Source organism: Apibacter sp. wkB309 (assembly GCF_002964915.1).
In the GTDB taxonomy this organism is placed as follows: domain Bacteria; phylum Bacteroidota; class Bacteroidia; order Flavobacteriales; family Weeksellaceae; genus Apibacter.
Genome location: NZ_PSZL01000022.1, coordinates 806,090 through 825,029, shown reverse-complemented (window position 1 = coordinate 825,029; position 18,940 = coordinate 806,090). Strand labels below are relative to the sequence as shown.

The following is an 18,940-nucleotide window of genomic DNA, read 5'->3' as shown; positions in this document are numbered from 1 at the left end:
ATGTTTTCAATTTTTAAAAAAGAACTTTGGGCATATTTTGGAACATTAGGAGCTTATATTGTTTCGGCTGCTTTCTTGTTAATCTGTTCGTTATTTTTATGGTTTTTCGATAATGATTTTAATGTTTTCAATGTAGGACTGGCTACATTAAATAACTTTTTTATACTTGCTCCCTGGGTGCTGATGTTCCTATTACCTGCCTTGACAATGAAAAGCATTGCGGAAGAAGAGCAAAACGGTACTTTGGTCTGGTTATTTTCTCAACCTTTGTCTGTTTCATCTATTGTTTTAGGTAAATATTGGGCGATTCTGATTTTAGTCTTATTTTCTTTACTTCCTACTTTTACCTATGTTTATACGATTAATTATTTGAGTTTACCGAAAGGAAATATAGATTCAGGAATCATTGTTAGCGGATATATCGGATTACTCTTTTTGTCTATGACCTTTGCTTCAATTGGTATTTTTTGTTCTTCTTTAGTAAAAAATCAGGTATTAGCGTTTGTAACGGGTGTCTTTTTTTGTTTTATTTGTTTTTATGGATTTGAAAATTTGGCATCGTATAATCTGCTAGGAAATTTAGATTATACCTTGCAAAAAATAGGATTCTTTCAACATTATACCAGTTTTACCAAAGGGATTGTAGATACAAGAGATATAGGTTATTTTATCTTTGTAATAGTTGTTTTTCTTTTATTATCGATTCGAATAATCAACAGCAAAAAGTAATGAGATATTTAAAAAAGATAAATATTAGCTTAGTATTCCTACTTATTGCAGGACTTATATTGGCTAGTGGTTTTTTTTATAAAAGGTTTGACTTAACTTCGGATAAACGATATACGTTAACTGAAAGTACACGTCAAGTATTAAAAAAAATTGATGAGCCGATGCAGATTGATGTATATTTAGAAGGAGATTTTCCTGCAGATTTTAAACAACTGCAGTCTGAAACTCTCAGTCTGCTGGACGAATTTAAAAGGTTAAATTCCAATATTAATTTTCAATTAATAGATCCAATAAAGGAAAAATTATCACAAGAGACATTAGAAGCTATGGGTATGGCTCCTTCGGCTCTGCGGGTTGAAAAAGATGGAGCATCATCTCAACTAATTTTATTTCCTTATGCTACCATAAAATATAAAGGCAATGGGCAAACAGTCCCCTTAATAATTTCTCAGGCAGGAATAACAGGAGATGAGCAAATGGCTAAATCTATAGAAAACCTGGAATACGGTTTTATCAGTGCTATTGATAAGTTATCCAATAAACGTTTGAAAAGTGTAGGTATTTTAGTAAATCAAAAAGAACTGAACCGATTGGAAATGTTCAGCCTGGCTAACAGGATTCATCAAAGTTATAACTTCGGACCTATTTTTCCTAAAGATAGTCAGACCTTGTCACTTCAGGATTTACCAACTCTTAAGAAATTTGACGCCATACTGATTGCCAAACCAAGAAAAGCTTTTACTGATAAGGAAAAACTAACGATTGACCAATATATCATGAGTGGAGGTAAAACACTATGGGCAATTGATCAAGTTAATGCCGAAATGGATACTTTGCTTAAGTCCAGTAAAATATTGGCTTATCCGTATGATCTTAATTTAACTGATTTATTATTTTCTTACGGAGTAAGGATAAATTCCGGAATTGTTAAGGATATAAAAAATCCTACCTATATAAATTTACAGGTTGGAGAAATACAAGGAAATGCACAAAATGCAAGAGTACCTTGGGTATATTTTCCTATGGGATTTTCATTGAATAATCATCCGATAACCAAAAACATTAATCCGGTATCCTTTCAGTTTCCTACTTCCATAGATACCTTAGATACTCCCGGAGTTAAAAAAACAATTCTCTATCAAAGTTCTTCCTATACGTCGCTTCAAGGAGTACCCTCCTATATATCACTTGAAGAAGCAAAATTATTTGAAAGAGACAACGTAAATTGGAACGAATACAATAAAGGTCCTAAGATATTGGGAGTTTTGCTTGAAGGTAAATTTACCTCGGCATACAAGGATAGGATAGAGTCTAGCGGAATTAAAAATTTTGTGGACCGGTCAAACAATAATAAGATGATTGTTATATCCGATGGAGACATAGCAAGAAATCAGGTGATAAAAGGTCAACCCTTGCCTTTAGGTTTTGATTATTCAACAGGTATTACTTATGGAAACGAAGAATTTTTAATAAACGCCCTGGACTATTTATTAGATGATCACGGTTTAATGCTTTTAAGAAACAGGACGGTACAAATGAGAATGCTGAATAAGCCTCTAATTGTTCAGGAAAAATCATATTGGCAATGGTTAAATTTAGGGGTTCCTATCGTTTTAGTCAGTATCGTAGGGGGGGCTTTTATATTTGTAAGAAGAAAAAAGTTTAGTAAAAAATAATTATGGCTGTATTATATTTACTTCCTGCCTATTTAGGTGAAACCTCTCCCAAAGATATATTTTCTCCGAGAGAAATCGAACTATTACATACGTTAAAATTTTTTGTTGCTGAAAATCAAAAATCGGCTAGAAAATTTATTAAATTTTTGTGTCCGGATATAATTCAAAGCGAATTAAGTATTTCAATATTAGATAAAAGAACCACGGAAAATGAATTGGATTATCTTTCACAGCCTTTGAAAAATGGGGAGGATGTTGGATTAATTTCAGAAGCGGGATTACCTTGCATAGCAGATCCGGGTAATATTTTAGTTTCTTGGTGTCACAGACACGATATTCGAGTAGTTCCTATTACAGGTCCTTCTTCCATTATATTAGCTTTAATAGCCAGTGGCTTGAATGGTCAAAATTTTGCTTTTAACGGTTATCTTCCCATAGATTCCTATGAAAGGAAAAAGACAATAGTAAATCTTGAAAAGGTTAGCAGAAATCAAGGATCTGCACAAATCTTTATGGAAACACCGTATCGCAATCAAGCGTTATTTGATGACTTAATTAAATACTTAAATCCAAAAACTTCTTTATGTATTGCCACGAATGTTACTCTTCCTAACGAGTCTATTAAAACATTATATTGCAAAGATTGGAAAGCTAAAAAACCAAATTTTCACAAAGAACCCACCATTTTTATAGTACAAGCTTAAATTTTATTTTACACTTTAGCGTGTTTATCTATCTAAAATTGAGGGGTAATAAAAAACGTACTATTTACACTATAAAATAATTTTATTAATAAAACCTTTTATAGAACCATAATTAGATTATTTTTGCATCAAGAAAGTAAGAGATATCTTTAAAAAGATTTTTAATGATCTTTCAAGACATGATTACTTAAATGTAATCGCTTTCTCATTTTTTTGTGGTTTTAGTTTGAGGTCGCTTATGCGACCTTTTTTTATTAAAAAAAACAGATGTTTTAAGTTACCAACTATTCTAAAGAATAACCGATGAATTTTTTTGTCAATAAGCGGGTCTGATCTTTCTTAAAAACTTTTTTTCTCAACCGGGTAACGGGCAGTAATCCATTTTCATCACTAAGAATAAAAAATTCATCTGCAGATTGAGCTTCGAAAGGAGATATTGGGGCTTCTTTAAAGATGTAATTTGTTTTTTCTCGTAGAAAAAGGATGTAATTTTTCTTTAAAACAGATTGGATGGCTCCCTCAGTAGAAGGAGGGGAAACAATTATATTATCTTGAATTAAAAATATATTGCCTAATACAGATCTAGCTATTCTTTTTTCACTATTCAGCAAAATAACGTCCTGTAACTCATTTTCTATTGCATATTGTTCTGCTATGCTATTAAGAGGCTGATAAATTAATAAATCAGACAATAAATTGGGATATATAAGAACTTCTTTATAAACATCAACTTCATTTTCAGTAGTTACAAAGAAATTTTTATGGGGTACAATTTGTATTATAAATGAAGGGGGATGATTTTGGATATTTCTATAAATTGTTATTTTTACTCTACCTTCTGTGGTGTTTAATTTTTCAGAGAGTATTTTAATTTGATTTTCAAATAATTCAGGAGTAAAAGCTAGAGGTATATCTATCCTCATTTTTCTCATGGATGCCATCAATTGGAAATATACATATTCCCAATAAAGGAGTTTATTTTGAAATAGCCAACAGAAACCATTTACAAAATCCCCGGAAAAATAATTGTTTTCAGTGTAATTGATTACTAATTGATTTTCTTCAATACATTTTTGATTGAAAATAATTTTCATACTAAATAATTAGTATTTTTTTGTGTTAGTAGTTTTTTTGTTGGCCCTAATACGGGGATTAATTATTATTTAAGAACCTATAATCTTTTTTAGGTCTTCAATTAAATTTTCCCAATATAATTTAGAGTGTTCTAAGTCGCTTTCTTCGGCAAAATCAGTAATTACAAGAGCTACGTCACTGGTTACATCATCAACATGTATCGCAAGTTCCCAAAAATATTTGGTTCCTTCATCTTCTTCCCATCTGAAACGCACAAATGATTCTTCTTTATATCGTATTAAGTTGGCTGATTCTTCTTGATCTCCCCATACAAAAGTAAATTTATCTCCTCTTTCAATTACGTCATCTGCTAACCATTCACTCATACCTGAAGAAGTTCCAATATATTCAAACAAAAGAGTAGTGGAACATTTCATAGCAAATTCTAATTGGTATTTTATCTTATTCATATTAATATTTAGATTTCAAGTTGCAATATATAAATTTGTTCTATATTTTAAAAATTATATTGCTTAATGAAAAAGTTTTGATTTTACTTCATGATATTTAAGTTTTGATAGTAATAGTAGGATTTTGCAATATAAATAAGAAAAAAATAAATCAATTTTATGTTGCATGAATAAAATATTATAATTTCATTAACATTTTTTAGGTTTTTTTAAAATTTTATATATACATTTGTTCCCTAAGAAGTTGTCTTGGTTGAAAATTGAAATTATTAGATATATAGAATAAAATTTTACTCTATTAACTAACAAATATCATAAGTGATGATAAAAAGAACTGACTGTGAATTAGTTCATTCTTATATTAATGGAAATGAAAATGCTCTTAAAACATTGTTGGATAGGCATAAGTTAAAGATATATAATTATATCAATCGAAAGGTTAATAACCCGGAGTTAGCTGAAGATCTATTTCAAGATGTTTTTATAAAAGTTATATTAACTCTTAAGGAGAAAAAATATAACGAAGAAGGGAAGTTTCTACCATGGGTTTTGAGAATTTCACATAATTTAATTATCGATCATTTTAGGGTTTCGAATAAAACGAAAATAATTAACGAATCCAGTGGACAGAATGAGGATTATAATATATTTGATTTTGTAAAAGTATCCGAACTATCCATAGAGGATTTAATAATAAATGAGCAAATTAACCTGGATCTTAAAAGACTTATAAATGAGCTGTCTGAAGATCAAAAAGAAGTTTTAGAATTACGCTTTTATAAAGGTTTAAGCTTCAAAGAAATTGCAGAAGAAACAAATGTCGGGATTAATACGGCATTAGGAAGAATGAGATATGCAATTTTAAATCTAAGAAAACTAATTGAGACCAAAAATTTAACATTCATTTACAATAATAAAATTTAATTTAATATCGTTATCTATACTATAACAACTAGTAAAGAACAATATTCAATGTACAAAAAATCTATTAATTTGTCAAATGAAAGGAGAGGTCCTTCCGATTATACTATAAATTTAATTTTAAACTTTTCAAAAAGTATAAAAATTATTGAATTAAATAAAATTAAACAGTCAGTAATTTATTGCAATTAAAAGCTGCCGGTAGATATATATAATTTCAAAAATTATATATATCTATTAGTTTTTTACATTAATTTTCTGAAATATCATTATTTTTTTGGAAAAATAACTTAACTACTACAGGGGCGGTGGTTACTATAACCATTACTAATACTATAGTTTCAATATAACGTTTCAAATCGAAATTAAATTCCTTAAGGAATATTTGGTAAAGGTAATGTCCCGCAAATAATAAGGAAAAAGACCAAGCCGTTGATCCCAAAACATTATACAATAAGTATTTACCCTTATTCATCTGAACAATTCCGGCAATTATAGGTGCAAATGTTCTCAAAATAGGTAGAAACCGAGCAAGAATAATGGCTCTTCCCCCATGTTTTTCATAAAATTCTTTTGCTTGGAAAAGATATTTTTTTTTGAATAAAAAGGTATCTTTTTTATTATAAAGATAAGTTCCGCTTTTTTTTCCAAACCAATAACCTATTTCATTACCAATTATACCGGCAATTGAAATTAGGCACGATAATAAAAAAACACTTAAAAAATCTGATTCAATATAAAAAATTTCTCGAATTAATTCCTTACTGTATATACCTGAGAGAAATAATAAACTATCTCCGGGAAGGAAAAATCCGGCAAAGAGACCCGTTTCAGCAAAAACTATAAATAAAACTAAATAAATACCGCCTAACTTTATATAAAACTCCGGATTAACTAATTGGCCCCAACTAAAATCATTCATAGGAACAAAGAAAAATTAAATATTAACAGGTGCAAAGATATTAATATTTAATTAAGAAAAATATTGTTATAGGAGTTCGATGTTGTGTTAAAAAAATTAACATATTTATAATTAATGGCTACCCAAAAAAATAATAGGTAATAAAAATGGCTGTGATTACGCCTAATAAATCGGTCAGCAAACCTGCAGAAAGAGAATATCTAATTCTTTTAATACCAACACTTCCAAAATAAAGAGCAACTATATAGAAAGTAGTATCTGCACTTCCCTGAAATATACAAGTAAGTCTTCCTACAAAAGAATCAGCACCATAATTTTGCATGGCCTCAATCATCAATGCACGGCTACCACTCCCACTAAGGGGCTTCATTAAAGCAGTAGGGAGTGCAGGTAAAAAATCGGTATTGATATGTAACGAGGATAAGCAATAAGAAATAGAATCAATTAGATAATCCATTATACCACTGGTTCTCAATAAACTGATAGCAGCCAACATGGCTACTAAATAAGGAATTATTTTTACAGATACTCCGAAACCTTCTTTAGCACCATCAATAAAACTATCAAAAACATTTATTTTTTTTATAAAAGCGCCTGTAATAAATACAACGGGAATTAGTAATAAAAGTACGTTGCTAATCACTCGAGAGGCTGTACCACGCTCAAAATTTATATATTCTTGGTTAGTTTTACTGATCAACTCAGGTGTTATTTTTTTATCTTTTATGTTAATCTCTTTCTGAAATGAATCAGGATATAATTTAACGAAATCTTCTACAGTTACATTTTCAATCGATAAAGTTTGAGGGTTGATATGAGATACATACTCGACAGCATATTTTGTCCGAGAATCTGTGGAATATTTTATGAAATAGGAAAGCCCAAAAATCAGTACTAGAGCCCCTAGTAGACCGATCAATATTTGGCGACTAAATAAGTTTAAGCGTTGTTTAATTCCTACTATAATTATACCGAATAAAGTTGTGCAAAAAGTTCCCACAATACATGGTACGAATATATCGGTAGGATCTTGTGCACCATTTAAATAACGGTAGAGCATAATGGAAGTCGGGATTAAAGTTAGTCCAGAAGTATGCAAAACTAAAAACATGATCTGTGCATCCGTTGCAGTATCTTTTTTAGTATTCAGCGCTTGCAAACTGTCCATTGCTTTTAATCCTAAAGGAGTGGCGGCATTATCCAGCCCAAGAAGATTGGCACTAAAATTCATCATCATATTTCCTATTGCAGGATGACCTTTGGGAATGGAAGGAAATAATTTGGAAAAAAAAGGGGAAACCAGTTTAGAGAGAAAACGTATAGCGCCTGCATTTTCACCAATTTTCATTATTCCTAACCAGAAAGTCATCATTCCTGCCAAAGGTAAAGCTATATCCATTACTGCTACTTTAGTAGTACTAAATAACCCGTCAACCATATGTTTAAAGATTACCGTATCTCCTAAAAACAGGAACTTAAGAATTCCTACAAAAAAAGATAAGATAATAAAGGCAATCCAAATATAATTAAGGGTCATTTATTTGAGGAGATTATAAATTTTTAGGTAATGGATTAAAAAAAGAAAAGCTAATAATTATTAGCTTTTTCTTTGTTTTTTATATTTTATTTAACTTCTTTATTCATTAACATGTCAACACAATGTGAAATGGTATTTTTTAAATCTTTTCTGTGTGCTATAATGTCTATAAAGCCTTTTTCTAATAGGAATTCAGAAGATTGGAAACCTGGAGGTAAATCTTTTCCGATAGTTTCTTTAATTACTCTTGGTCCTGCAAATCCGATCAATGCGCCGGGTTCTGCAATTATAATATCACCGGTAGAACCATATGAAGCGGTTATTCCTCCAAAGGTTGGATCGGTTAGTACAGATATATAAGGAAGTCCGGCATCACTTAATTGAGCTAATTTAGCTTCAACCTTCGCCAATTGCATTAAAGATAGCCCTGCTTCTTGCATTCTAGCACCTCCGGATTGACTTATAATTACATAAGGTAATTTATTTTTAATACAGTAATCGATGGCTCTTCTAATTTTTTCTCCAACCGCAGATCCCACAGATCCTCCGATGAAACTAAAGTCCATACAAGAAATATAAATTTCTTTTCCATTTACTTTACCTACAGCATTTCTTATGGCTTCAGTTAAATTAGTTTTAGATTGTGCTTCCTTTAATCGATCTTTATACGGTTTGGAATCGACGAAATTTAAAGAATCTTTGCTGTGAACTTTTACGTCAAGTTCTTTAAATTTACCATTATCAAATAAAATCTGGAAATATTGGGAACTACCAATTCTAACATGAAAATCATCTTCCGGACTTACATAGAAATTAGCTGTTAATTGATCTGTTTCAATAATTTTTCCGGATGGAGTTTTATAGTATAATCCCTCAGGAACCTCTCTCTTTTCGCTAATGTCAGTACTGATGTTTTTTTTCTGTCTAGTAAACCATCTCATATATTCTGTTTTACATTTAGATTGTAAATATAGGAAAAAATTGTACAAACGGAATTTTATGTTAAAAAATCCTTAATAGGATTAATCAATCGTGTTTATGACTACCGTGTCTTTGCATTTAGTAAATGTAACTTTTAAGCTTTCATAATGAAGAACATAATGAGGACAAGGCAATGCTTGAGCATTACTCATCTTAAAATTTATTTTACCTTTACTAAGAACCGTATCTTTTATAAAATTGAGAGATATTTTTTTTAGTTTAAGACTTTCCAGACTTTGATTTGAAAACTTTAATGGTTTAGTTTTTATTTCAGCTAAAACCCTGTCATTGGGCAAGTATGACCATGAAAATACCTTATTTCCAAATACAAATAATATAAATACAAGACCCATAAAAAAACCCGTAAGATAGAGTCTTAATCTTTTAGAAAATGACATGCTTAAATAATTAGTAAGTGAATGTCTTGGTAGGGTAGGTCATACCAAGAAGATATCTGTCTATTAGTTATTCTGCCTTTGTACATATAAATGCCTTGACAAATTCCACGGTTTTTTCTAAACATAGCTTCAAATCCTCCTTGATTATTCAGATTGAGAAAATAACTTAAAAAGAAATTACTTAAAGCTTTTGAAGCGGTTCTTGCAAATTTAGAAGTGATGTTGGGAACACAATAATGTAGGACTTCATGTTTAATAAAAGCTTCATTTTTAGCATTTATTTCTGAAGTTTCAAAAACGCCTCCGTTATCGATGCTTATATCAATGACAACTGATCCCGGTTTCATTCTTTTAACAGTATTTTCTGGTACAATAATCGGAGCCCTAAGTTCTCCCTTTAAGCAACCAATGGCAACATCACAGCGAATTAACGCTTTGCTGAGCTCTTTCGGGTCTATCGTAGACGTATATAACCGTCTTCCCAGTAATTCTTGAAGTCTTCTAAGTCGAGTAAGAGAATTGTCAAACACTTTTACGGTGGCCCCTAATCCTAAAGCCGAACGTGCGGCGCTTTCTCCAACATTTCCTGCTCCTATAATTACTACGTTGGATGGTCTAACGCCGGTTATTCCTCCTAGTAAAAGTCCATTTCCCCCATGAGTTGAAGATAATAATTCAGCGGCGATAAGTATGCTGGAAACTCCTGCTATTTCACCAATAAGTCGTACAATGGATAATTCATTATGGCTGTCTCGTATATATTCAAATCCTAAAGCCGTAATCTTTTTTTTAGAAAGTTCTTCGAAATACTCTTTGCATTGAGTATTTATTTGTACAGCTGAAATCAAATAGGAGTTTGGCTGCAGGTGCTTTATCTGATCTGTAGATAAAGGTTCAACTTTTAAAATGATGGGTTGAGACAGAACCTCTCTAGGATCGTATGAAATTTTTGCCCCTGCTTCGCAATATAAAGCATCGGAATAATGAGCCCCTAAACCGGCTCCACTTTCCATTATAATTTCAATACCATTAGAGCTTAGAACCGATACAGCATCGGGAGTGAGAGCAATTCTGCTTTCAATAAAATGATCTTCTTTAGGAATACCAATACTGCATTTTCCTCCTTTTTTTATCACTTCAATTCGTTCCTCCAGGGGAATCAGCTCTTCTTCAGAAAAAGGTGTATAAATACCCATATTAGTTAAATGTTAAATGCCTGGTTTGATCCATCAAATTTAATAAAATTTTATGATGTTCAGGTAATTCATTTTCACATATATCCGGCCATTCTATAAAACAATAATTATCGGAATCAATGTATTCATAAAAACCAATATTTATTAATTCTTCCATATATTTAATTCGATATAAATCAAAGTGATAAATTCTACCAGTAGGACACAGATATTCATTTACTAATGAAAAAGTAGGACTGGTTATATTATCCGGACATTCAAGTGTTTTGCATAAATATTTTATTAAAGTGGTTTTTCCGGCACCTAAATTTCCCTTAAGTGTAAAAATTTTATATTTTGAATTTGAAATTATTTCTTTAGCAACATCTTCTAAGTCTGAAAATGTATTAATAACAAAATCCATATAATTTATTTTTTAAAAAGATTATAAGAATAGTAACTGCAAAAATAAGTAAATAAATATTTTTATATTTGTTATTTAGAATTCTTCAAAAAAAGAAGTATGAAGCTAAGTTATAAATCACTTTCCATATTTATTGGAATTGGGTATTTTATAATAGGAATATTAATTATTGTTTATAAAAAGTTTTTTATTGAATTAGAACCGGAATACTCTTGGATTTTAGGGGGATTATTAATAGTTTACGGATTTTTTAGAGCTTACCGAGCGACTAAATATATTAGACAAAATGAACAATAGATTAATAATCAGATCCATAGTATTTTTAGCTTTTTTTATTATATGTATTTCGTGCCAAGAAGATATAAAAAAGAAACAAGCGTATAGGCAAGGAAATATAACTTTAGCTATTGATCCGTCACTTATGAATTTAGGCTCTGCTTTAGTTGAAGTTTTTCAATCCTCTTATCCCGAAACAAAAATTTTATTCAAGCCGGAAGTTGAAGATTTAGTGATCGGTGATCTTTTGAATGGTAAGGTTCCCATAGCAATGACTACCAGGGATTTATCTTCAGAAGAAGCCGGAATTTTATACAATCATACTAACGTTACTTATATTTCCACACAAATAGCGTGTGATGCAACCATTTTTGTTGTGTCAAAAGAAAGTTCCATTAAAGAAATTGACCAAAGTTCTTTAAAATCAAATATTATTTCAAACGATAGTAAATTTGTATTTGATGGAGGAAATTCAAGTAATTTTAATAATTTAAAAAAAAAATTAGGGTTTAATCTGACTAAAAATCAAAAAATTAACTCTTTTTCAAATGGAAAAGAGGTAATCCAATTTATTAGTAAAAATAGCTCTCATATAGGAATTATTGGTTTGGATGTATTAAGTGAAGAAAATAGTAATGAAGTGAAGGAGTTCCTTTCAAAAGTGAGAATATTGCCTATAAGAAGAACGGATGGTAAATTAATAAATCCAACGGTGCCTAATTTGCGTGAAGGTATATACCCTTTCACCAAAAGAGTTTTTCTATTAAATGCTGAAAACAGTTTTAAAATAGGGAGCAGTTTTTCAAGATTTTGTGGCTCTCAGAGAGGACAGCTTATTGTTAAAAGGGCAGGACTTCAACCCTATTATTTGTATGAAAGAAGGATTGAACTTCATGGAAGGTAAATTTGAAAAAATTGTTTAAAAAAAATAAATAAGCTTAATACTATTTAAATACAAATAATAGTTAAAAATAAAATAAATAAGAAAAAAAATAAAGACTTAGAATGAATTACGCGAAAAAAGAAATAGGTGCAACATTTGTAATCTCTGCTATGATGTTATCAGGATTTATGAATGCACAAAGTATTCAAGAGGGCATTAAGTATTTAGGAAATGATCAATATAGCAAAGCCCAAAATACTTTTGAAAAATTAGCAGCTCAATCACCATCGTCAGACAATTATTATTATTTAGGAGCATATTATTTATCAATTTCTAAACCTGATATAGAACAGGCCTCACAAAATTTTAATAAAGGATTGGCTTTAGATACAAAATCTGATTTAAACAAAATCGGATTGGCGACAATAAAATTATATCAAGGAAAAAAATCGGAAGCAAATGCAGATTTTGAATCCATCGCCAAAGGATCAAAGTACAAAAATGCGGATGTATTATATCAAATATCAAAAGCCTATCAATTATTTACCAATAAGCCGCAAAGTACGGATTATGATAAAAGTATCGAATATGGCCAAAAGTTATTAGACTTGGTTAAGAATAAAGATAAGTCCGAATACTATATAGTATTAGGAAATGCCTATTTTGAAAAAAAAGATCCGGGTAAGGCAGTTTCCAATTATACTAAAGCCTTAGGAATTGCCGAAGATAAATCCATACCTTATGCATTAATAGGAAACATATGGGGGAGAACCAACGGACAAGGAAAATTAGCTTCAGAAAATTTTGACAAGGCCATAGCAGCTAATCCTAATTATCCCTTAACATACAAATATTTGTCAGACTTTAATGTGAGAAGCGGTAATTATAATGAAGCTTTTAAAAACTTACAAAAATATATTTCTTTGTCAGGGAACAACGATGCCGAAACACAATTTGAATTAGCTAAAGTTTCCTATTTTATTAAAGATTATGCAAAGTCTTTAGATTTACTGACTAAAAATTGGAATGATATATCCGATCCGTTAAAATTTAAGTTAAAAGCATTGGATTTAATTGAAAATTCTGATTTTTCCGAAGCCTATAAAAATATAAATCAATATTTACAAACCATTCCAGAATCAAAAAGAGAAGGTTCGGATTATGGAGTTTTAGGAAAAATACAATCCTCATTAATTAAAACTGCGAGCGGTCAAGAAAAAGAGGAATTAACTAAAACCGCGATATTAAATCTAACCAAAGCCATCGGTCAAGGAGATAAAACTTACGATTACCAATCAATTCTTTTATCCTTACAACCGGGAGCTAAAACAGAAGCATCTATAACTAATTCCAAAATCGAGGCTTTGAAAAAATCGGTTGCGGCTGATGCCAACGATACAACTTCATGGTATAATTTAGCTTTAGAACAATACGAAGCTAAAGATTACTTAGGCTCTGTTGCTTCATGGGATCAATTGATTTCTCTAATTCCTACCTGGGAAGTAGCTTATGCCGGAAAAGGTATGGCATTATACGCGTATGATTCGAGTGATAAAAGCGGTCTTACAGCTCAAGCCTTCCAAAAATATATTGATATGGTTGAACCGAAGAAAGAATATTCAGCCAATGAAAAAGCATATTTAGCTATTGCCTATACATTTTTCGCTTACAAAGAATATCATGAAGGAAATAAAGATAAAGCAGAAACTTATTTGAACAAAACATTATCTGTGGATCCTCAAAATGCAGATGCTTTAAATCTTCAAAAACTTTTACAATAATTTTTACAATTAACAAGATTAAAAGGCTATTTCATTTAAATGAAATAGCTTTTTTTATTGCTAAACTTTATAAGTTGTAAAGTTCAAAAAAATTTAGAAAATATAAGTTTAGATTTAATATCTGAAAAGGTAGAGATTGAATTCTTGGTTAGGCTTTAAAATTGACGGGTAAGAATTAATATTTAATTAAAAAATTCTAACTCAATCTGAGTTAGAATTTAAATATTTTAAAATTATACTAGTTATAATTGAGTGATTTTCTCGTAATTATCTTCAGGTAAATTCCATGAACAAGATGTAGCCTTATCATTTAAGATGGCTATTTTTCTATTTTCATAATCAAAAATTCTAACACCTTTTAAAGAAGTTTGAGGAGTATGATAGATATGTAAGCTAACAGATATTTCCGAAGAATTATTAACTACCGAATGAATACCTCCTAAATCTTCAGGAAAAATAGCACCTTCAGGAGCTACGCCTTCCCCTTCGTATACTATGAAATTTTTATCTTCCAAGTAACTAACTTCTGTAAGATTTCCTTTTAAAACTTTTATTAATCCGTCGTAGTTTAAGTGGTCATGAATGGCTGTTTTATTATTTATCCCCCAAAGCATTAAAATCGCACAGCATTTATTAGCAAAAATAGGTAAACGAACATAACTGCCTTCCGGAACATTTACTTTATTAATAGAAAAAGCTGCCTCGTAATCATTAAAATTATATTTAAATAATTCTGATGCAACTTGTTCGTAATCAGAGTTACTCAATTTTAGATTTTCTATACTGTTAAGTAATTCTTGACTTTTATTTTTAAATATCGTTTCCATAATCATTTATTTATTTTGATTTTAAACAAAGATAATAAATATGAATTTAATATCATCTAATTCCTATAGATTTAGTGGTAAATAAAAACATTTTTTTTAGTTCATTTTTTCAAATTGACTTATAATAGAATGTAAGGGTTCTAAATTCGATATATTTTAATTTAAAAAGGCTATCTAAAAAGATAGCCTTATAAATGTTATTTCAAAATATTTTTATGAAATTAATTCAACTGTTTTATTTTCATTAGTAACAGTAACAGTAATCAATGAATGTTTAGAAAGCGATTTCATGGCTTTGTCCCATTTTTTTCCACTTAGTCCGGCCAGAGATTTTAATTCATTTAATTCCATAGAAGAATTATTATCTTGTAATAGTTTGATGATAATTTTTTCTTCCTCAGAATGTTCGATGGAAGATGCTTTTTGTTCGGGTTTCATTTGCGGGAAAAATAATACTTCTTGTATAGACGGATTATTAGTAAGGAACATAATTAATCGATCCATTCCTATACCTAAGCCAGCAGTCGGAGGCATACCGAATTCCAATGCACGTAAGAAATCCTGATCAATAAACATTGCTTCATCATCTCCTTTTTCAGACAATTTTAATTGTTCTTCAAAACGTTCTCTTTGATCTATGGGATCATTTAATTCTGAATAAGAATTAGCAATTTCTTTTCCGCAAACCATTAATTCAAAACGTTCGGTTAATTCAGGATTATCGCGGTGCTGTTTGGTTAGTGGAGACATTTCTTTGGGATAATCAGTAATGAAGGTTGGTTGTATAAAATTACCTTCACACTTTTCTCCGAATATTTCATCTATGATTTTTCCTTTACCCATAGTTTCATCAACTTCAACACCCATTTCTTTTGCTGCATTTCTCAATTCCTCCTCAGATTTTCCTGTTATATCAAAACCCGTAAATTTTTTAATAGCATCGGTCATGGAAATCCGGGCATATGGAGCTTTAAAATCAATTTCATGCTCTCCAAATGTTGCTCGGGTAGTTCCGTTAACTGCTAGGGCGCAATGTTCCAATAATTGTTCAGTAAACTTCATCATCCAATTATAATCCTTATAAGCAACGTAAATTTCCATTGCAGTAAATTCAGGATTATGTGTTCTGTCCATTCCTTCATTTCTGAAGTTTTTAGAGAATTCGTACACTCCTTCAAAACCGGCAACAATAAGACGTTTTAAATATAACTCATTTGCAATTCGTAAATATAATGGAATATTTAAAGCGTTATGATGGGTTATAAACGGTCGAGCCGCAGCTCCACCGGGAATAGATTGAAGTATAGGGGTTTCAACCTCAAAATATCCCTTATCATTAAAAAAGGATCTCATTGCATTAAACAGACGAGTCCGTTTAATAAAAATATCTTTAATATGGGGATTGACTACTAAGTCAACATATCTCATTCTATATCTTAATTCAGGATCATTAAATGCATCATGGACTTTTCCTTCTTCATCAACTTTAGGTAGAGGAAGCGGTCGCAATACCTTTGAAAGAAGTTTAAAATCGTTAACCATTACGGTTTTTTCGCCCATTTTAGTAACAAATAATTCTCCTTCAACTCCTATAAAATCACCTAAATCGAGCAATTTTTTATAAAAATCGTTATATTTAAATTTATCATCGTCGGGACAAATTACATCTCTGTTAAAATACAGCTGAATACGCCCGGTGGTATCTTGCAGCTCAGAAAATCCCGCTTTTCCCTGAATACGATTAGACATAAGTCTTCCGGCAATCACAACCTTTTCTCCTTCTTTAAATTGATCTTTTATTTCTTGGGCAGTATGCGTAACTTTATATTCTGCAGCGGGATATGGATCGACACCCGCATCCTTAAGTTTTTGTAATTTTTCTCTTCGAATTAGTTCTTGTTCTGAAAGTTGCATAATAACAATTTTATCGTGCAAATTTAGTAATAATCTGTAAGTCCTTTAAAATGTTTACCGTATTTATTTACTATTCTTTTCAAAAATTCTTCATGATAACTTATACTTCTTAAGAAAAATTTAAATATTGATAATTTTTTGATATTATACGTTTTGATTTTTTTGAGGAAATACTAGTTCTATAAAAAAAGGTAGACAATGAGCGTCTACCTTTACAAATATATTACTAAGAAAAATTACCTTACAAATGCAATTTCAGTAACCGGGCTTCCGGTCAATGGGTCTAATATTCCATTTGCTATATATCCGTTAGCATCTTTAATAGTTATATTTTTAACATAACTAATTTTAGATATATTGAAGAAATTGATTTTTCTGAAAGGAATACACATATTGAATTTAAATGAGTTAGAAGTTATATTATATGGTAATACTTTAACTGTTTTATTAGACTCAAGAAGAGTACCATTATCAGCATATACATCATAAGTTATTTCTAAATCACCGGAAATTGTTTTTCCTGGTAAGCTGTATTTATAATCTAACAAAACATCATATCCAAAAGAGGTCAAACCGCTACATGGTACAATGGTTGCTTTACCCGCTTTAAAATTTGAAAAAGAAACAGAATTAATATATTCTCCTTTTTTCCATATATTTATTGATTTTTTGAAAATATCGGTGCTATAGGCAGGTAAACCTAAACTTGAAAAAGTGAATGCCGCAGAAGTATAAACGGTTCCTTGTGAAAAACTTTTAGAGTCATCTGAAGAAGTTCCGTTACCGATATTAGAAGTTTTAAGTCCTACAGTTATTTTACCTTTAACATCAATTAATTTAGATTGGAAAACTTGAACTTGAGGTATGATGATGAATTTCATGTCGGTTAAAACTTCTCCGTATAAATTATTATTAAATCCGTCTATTTTTTGAATTCCATTTTCATAGATATAATCCGGATTATTATTAAGTGTAAATTTAACTCCTAATTTTACATTACCTTCTGCTTTAAAGCTCACGTTAGATCCTCTATAAACGTTTGCTTCAATTTCAGTTGGAAAATTAATTTGGTTTACACTAATTTTAACCGGAACGTCTCCTAAATATTTGCCGGTAGGAATTTTAATAGTTACACTATACTTTTTTAAATAATCGATAAGAATTTGTGGGACATTATCAATAAAATCATGAGAAAATTTACCCTTAACATCTTTATCTAAAGTTATAGTTGGGTTATATTCTGTATGGCTGTTAAAATACATCTCAATTACGCTAGGTATAACGCGTGATTTGTCAAAACCTAATTTCACAGCAATTGAAGGGGTTAATTTACTGTCCGGATTAAAAATTAGTCCTTTTACACGAAATTCTTTATTAAAAATCAAAGGATGAAAAACATAATCTTTATCGTATGCATTTTTAAGCGCTAGTAAAGAACTATTCTTATTTTTGTTAGTATCATCAATATTTAAAGATAAGCTTAACGTACCGTTTTCAAAAACATCGCCAATATTGGCATCCGTTGTTTCTAAATTATAAATATCATTTTTCTGATTAATTGAGGTGATATTTCTTATATACGTCGAATCTTGAGTAATTAAATAAACCGTGTTACCCGGGATTAATTCTTTTCCGATTTTTTCAGATATATTATTCAAGCTAATAAATCCTCTAGATAACTCCTCTTTAGTACTAAGAATAGAACTATTTTCCGTATTCAAGGTTACTAAATTAGGATTTACTTCCACATTATCAAATGAATAGGTTACTCCTTGTATAGAACCGGACTGATTGATAATTTTCTTATCATTCAAAGAATGGGAAGGTGATGATCCATCATGTAAATCTTCATTATTACATGAATATAGCGCTAAAATAGTGCTAAGTGTTAAAAGAATTTTTTTCATAAAAATTGTTATTAAAAAATTAGTAATTCATTTTAAATCAGTTGTTTATAATTTTCATTAATATAGTTTTTAATTCCAGATAAATATATATTATTTTTTAATATATAGAAATAAAATATATTAATATTTATCTAAATATTTTTTATATATAATTATATAATAATTTATATGTAATAATATTTATAGAATTGATATTGTTGTGAGAAATATTTAATGCTAGATACATTTTTAAAAGAATTTTGCAAGTCTAGTTTGAAAAGAACATGTGGATTTAATTTTAAAATATTATTGAATGAATCACAAATATTATAAAAATTTTTAAAAAAATTATATAAAATAAA

General features: G+C 30.0%; 18 protein-coding genes. 7 read left to right on the top strand and 11 right to left on the bottom strand.

The window, feature by feature from the left end:
* From C4S75_RS09475 to C4S75_RS09465, 3 genes are read left to right on the top strand one after another with little or no spacing between them, the layout of a single operon-like run.
* Positions 1–729, top strand: coding sequence for an ABC transporter permease subunit (locus tag C4S75_RS09475; protein WP_105298049.1), 729 nt, complete (start codon positions 1–3; stop codon positions 727–729).
* Positions 729–2,405 (top strand): gliding motility-associated ABC transporter substrate-binding protein GldG, encoded by a 1,677-nt coding sequence (gene gldG, locus C4S75_RS09470; RefSeq protein WP_105298048.1) that lies wholly within the window; start codon positions 729–731, stop codon positions 2,403–2,405. Before C4S75_RS09475 ends, gldG begins: the two co-directional genes overlap by 1 nt.
* Before the next feature lie 2 nt (positions 2,406–2,407).
* Positions 2,408–3,109: an SAM-dependent methyltransferase gene (locus C4S75_RS09465; RefSeq protein ID WP_105298047.1), complete on the top strand. Its 702-nt coding sequence runs from the start codon at positions 2,408–2,410 to the stop codon at positions 3,107–3,109.
* 284 nt (positions 3,110–3,393) lie between these two features.
* On the opposite strand, the gene C4S75_RS09460 is transcribed toward C4S75_RS09465, so the two are convergent.
* Positions 3,394–4,203, bottom strand: a complete 810-nt coding sequence (locus C4S75_RS09460) for an aminotransferase class IV (protein ID WP_105298046.1) — start codon at positions 4,201–4,203, stop codon at positions 3,394–3,396.
* 69 nt (positions 4,204–4,272) lie between these two features.
* Positions 4,273–4,653, bottom strand: a complete 381-nt coding sequence (locus C4S75_RS09455) for an START-like domain-containing protein (protein ID WP_105298045.1) — start codon at positions 4,651–4,653, stop codon at positions 4,273–4,275.
* 321 nt (positions 4,654–4,974) lie between these two features.
* Here C4S75_RS09455 and C4S75_RS09450 point away from each other — a divergent pair, with 321 nt between their 5' ends.
* Entirely contained in the window at positions 4,975–5,577 is a 603-nt protein-coding gene (locus C4S75_RS09450; RefSeq protein WP_105298044.1) for an RNA polymerase sigma factor, read from the top strand.
* A gap of 247 nt (positions 5,578–5,824) precedes the next feature.
* On the opposite strand, the gene C4S75_RS09445 is transcribed toward C4S75_RS09450, so the two are convergent.
* From C4S75_RS09445 to tsaE, 6 genes are all read right to left on the bottom strand, one after another.
* On the bottom strand, positions 5,825–6,496 hold the full coding sequence (locus tag C4S75_RS09445; RefSeq protein ID WP_105298043.1) for a DedA family protein: 672 nt from the start codon (positions 6,494–6,496) through the stop codon (positions 5,825–5,827).
* A 118-nt stretch (positions 6,497–6,614) separates the two neighbouring features.
* Complete coding sequence (locus C4S75_RS09440) at positions 6,615–8,033, bottom strand: nucleoside recognition domain-containing protein (RefSeq protein WP_105298042.1); 1,419 nt, start codon at positions 8,031–8,033, stop codon at positions 6,615–6,617.
* Positions 8,034–8,119: 86 nt separating this feature from the next.
* On the bottom strand, positions 8,120–8,974 hold the full coding sequence (gene accD / locus C4S75_RS09435) for an acetyl-CoA carboxylase, carboxyltransferase subunit beta (RefSeq protein WP_105298041.1): 855 nt from the start codon (positions 8,972–8,974) through the stop codon (positions 8,120–8,122).
* Positions 8,975–9,055: 81 nt separating this feature from the next.
* Entirely contained in the window at positions 9,056–9,412 is a 357-nt protein-coding gene (locus C4S75_RS09430) for a DUF4258 domain-containing protein (RefSeq protein ID WP_105298040.1), read from the bottom strand.
* A gap of 2 nt (positions 9,413–9,414) precedes the next feature.
* The gene (locus tag C4S75_RS09425; RefSeq protein ID WP_105298039.1) at positions 9,415–10,608 is read right to left on the bottom strand and encodes an alanine dehydrogenase; all 1,194 of its coding nucleotides are present in this window, start codon (positions 10,606–10,608) and stop codon (positions 9,415–9,417) included.
* A 1-nt stretch (position 10,609) separates the two neighbouring features.
* Positions 10,610–11,011 (bottom strand): tRNA (adenosine(37)-N6)-threonylcarbamoyltransferase complex ATPase subunit type 1 TsaE, encoded by a 402-nt coding sequence (gene tsaE / locus C4S75_RS09420; RefSeq protein ID WP_105298038.1) that lies wholly within the window; start codon positions 11,009–11,011, stop codon positions 10,610–10,612.
* 99 nt (positions 11,012–11,110) lie between these two features.
* On the opposite strand from tsaE, the gene C4S75_RS09415 reads away from it, so the two are divergent.
* The 3 genes from C4S75_RS09415 (at position 11,111) to C4S75_RS09405 (ending at position 13,951) form a co-directional block, all read left to right on the top strand.
* Positions 11,111–11,308, top strand: a complete 198-nt coding sequence (locus C4S75_RS09415; protein WP_105298037.1) for a C4-dicarboxylate ABC transporter — start codon at positions 11,111–11,113, stop codon at positions 11,306–11,308.
* Positions 11,298–12,191, top strand: coding sequence for a PstS family phosphate ABC transporter substrate-binding protein (locus C4S75_RS09410; protein WP_105298036.1), 894 nt, complete (start codon positions 11,298–11,300; stop codon positions 12,189–12,191). Before C4S75_RS09415 ends, C4S75_RS09410 begins: the two co-directional genes overlap by 11 nt.
* A 101-nt stretch (positions 12,192–12,292) precedes the next feature.
* Positions 12,293–13,951, top strand: a complete 1,659-nt coding sequence (locus tag C4S75_RS09405; protein ID WP_105298035.1) for a hypothetical protein — start codon at positions 12,293–12,295, stop codon at positions 13,949–13,951.
* A 242-nt stretch (positions 13,952–14,193) separates the two neighbouring features.
* Here C4S75_RS09405 and C4S75_RS09400 read toward each other — a convergent pair whose 3' ends face one another.
* The 3 genes from C4S75_RS09400 to C4S75_RS09390 form a co-directional block, all read right to left on the bottom strand.
* The gene (locus tag C4S75_RS09400; RefSeq protein WP_158254246.1) at positions 14,194–14,778 is read right to left on the bottom strand and encodes a cysteine dioxygenase family protein; all 585 of its coding nucleotides are present in this window, start codon (positions 14,776–14,778) and stop codon (positions 14,194–14,196) included.
* A 213-nt stretch (positions 14,779–14,991) separates the two neighbouring features.
* Positions 14,992–16,692: a lysine--tRNA ligase gene (gene lysS / locus C4S75_RS09395; protein WP_105298033.1), complete on the bottom strand. Its 1,701-nt coding sequence runs from the start codon at positions 16,690–16,692 to the stop codon at positions 14,992–14,994.
* 236 nt (positions 16,693–16,928) lie between these two features.
* Positions 16,929–18,599, bottom strand: coding sequence for a hypothetical protein (locus C4S75_RS09390; RefSeq protein ID WP_105298032.1), 1,671 nt, complete (start codon positions 18,597–18,599; stop codon positions 16,929–16,931).
* Positions 18,600–18,940: the final 341 nt, after the last annotated feature.

Excerpts from the sequence above, each read along its gene's own strand:
- gldG (WP_105298048.1), top strand. The coding sequence starts at position 729 with ATGAGATATTTAAAAAAGATAAATATTAGCTTAGTATTCCTACTTATT.
- C4S75_RS09410 (WP_105298036.1), top strand. The coding sequence starts at position 11,298 with ATGAACAATAGATTAATAATCAGATCCATAGTATTTTTAGCTTTTTTT.
- C4S75_RS09450 (WP_105298044.1), top strand. The coding sequence starts at position 4,975 with ATGATAAAAAGAACTGACTGTGAATTAGTTCATTCTTATATTAATGGA.
- C4S75_RS09415 (WP_105298037.1), top strand. The coding sequence starts at position 11,111 with ATGAAGCTAAGTTATAAATCACTTTCCATATTTATTGGAATTGGGTAT.
- lysS (WP_105298033.1), bottom strand. The coding sequence starts at position 16,692 with ATGCAACTTTCAGAACAAGAACTAATTCGAAGAGAAAAATTACAAAAA.
- tsaE (WP_105298038.1), bottom strand. The coding sequence starts at position 11,011 with ATGGATTTTGTTATTAATACATTTTCAGACTTAGAAGATGTTGCTAAA.
- accD (WP_105298041.1), bottom strand. The coding sequence starts at position 8,974 with ATGAGATGGTTTACTAGACAGAAAAAAAACATCAGTACTGACATTAGC.
- C4S75_RS09405 (WP_105298035.1), top strand. The coding sequence starts at position 12,293 with ATGAATTACGCGAAAAAAGAAATAGGTGCAACATTTGTAATCTCTGCT.
- C4S75_RS09445 (WP_105298043.1), bottom strand. The coding sequence starts at position 6,496 with ATGAATGATTTTAGTTGGGGCCAATTAGTTAATCCGGAGTTTTATATA.
- C4S75_RS09440 (WP_105298042.1), bottom strand. The coding sequence starts at position 8,033 with ATGACCCTTAATTATATTTGGATTGCCTTTATTATCTTATCTTTTTTT.
- C4S75_RS09390 (WP_105298032.1), bottom strand. The coding sequence starts at position 18,599 with ATGAAAAAAATTCTTTTAACACTTAGCACTATTTTAGCGCTATATTCA.
- C4S75_RS09465 (WP_105298047.1), top strand. The coding sequence starts at position 2,408 with ATGGCTGTATTATATTTACTTCCTGCCTATTTAGGTGAAACCTCTCCC.
- C4S75_RS09475 (WP_105298049.1), top strand. The coding sequence starts at position 1 with ATGTTTTCAATTTTTAAAAAAGAACTTTGGGCATATTTTGGAACATTA.
- C4S75_RS09425 (WP_105298039.1), bottom strand. The coding sequence starts at position 10,608 with ATGGGTATTTATACACCTTTTTCTGAAGAAGAGCTGATTCCCCTGGAG.
- C4S75_RS09460 (WP_105298046.1), bottom strand. The coding sequence starts at position 4,203 with ATGAAAATTATTTTCAATCAAAAATGTATTGAAGAAAATCAATTAGTA.
- C4S75_RS09455 (WP_105298045.1), bottom strand. The coding sequence starts at position 4,653 with ATGAATAAGATAAAATACCAATTAGAATTTGCTATGAAATGTTCCACT.
- C4S75_RS09430 (WP_105298040.1), bottom strand. The coding sequence starts at position 9,412 with ATGTCATTTTCTAAAAGATTAAGACTCTATCTTACGGGTTTTTTTATG.
- C4S75_RS09400 (WP_158254246.1), bottom strand. The coding sequence starts at position 14,778 with ATGGAAACGATATTTAAAAATAAAAGTCAAGAATTACTTAACAGTATA.